This is a genomic window from Pseudomonas sp. SIMBA_068, assembly GCF_046534705.1.
In the GTDB taxonomy this organism is placed as follows: Bacteria; Pseudomonadota; Gammaproteobacteria; order Pseudomonadales; family Pseudomonadaceae; genus Aquipseudomonas; species Aquipseudomonas putida.
The window spans coordinates 1-260 of the sequence record NZ_JAWRYI010000840.1; the positions used below are offsets into that span (position 1 = coordinate 1).

The 260-nt window shown below is 52.7% G+C and carries 1 protein-coding gene; it reads right to left on the minus strand.

Going from position 1 to position 260, the window contains the following annotated elements:
• A partial coding sequence (locus SB756_RS31695) for an aminotransferase class I/II-fold pyridoxal phosphate-dependent enzyme (protein ID WP_410913449.1) occupies positions 1–239 on the minus strand: 239 nt, incomplete at its 3' end.
• Between the last annotated feature and the right edge of the window lie 21 nt (positions 240–260).

A 260-nucleotide genomic window follows, 5' to 3' on the forward strand; every position in this document is an offset into this window, starting at 1 on the left:
CCGTAGCGCAGCACTTCCATCGCTTCCGAACCGACAGCAAAACCGCCAATCGAGGCCAGACTTTTACTGAAGGTGCCAACGATAATATCCACATCATCTTCAACGCCGACAGCTTCAGCCAGTCCGCGCCCCGTTGCGCCTAACACGCCAAACGAATGCGCTTCATCGACAATCAAATAACCACCGAGACGACGTTTGATATCAACAATTTCCGCTAACGGCGCAACGTCACCGAGCATGCTGTAGATACCCTCAACGAT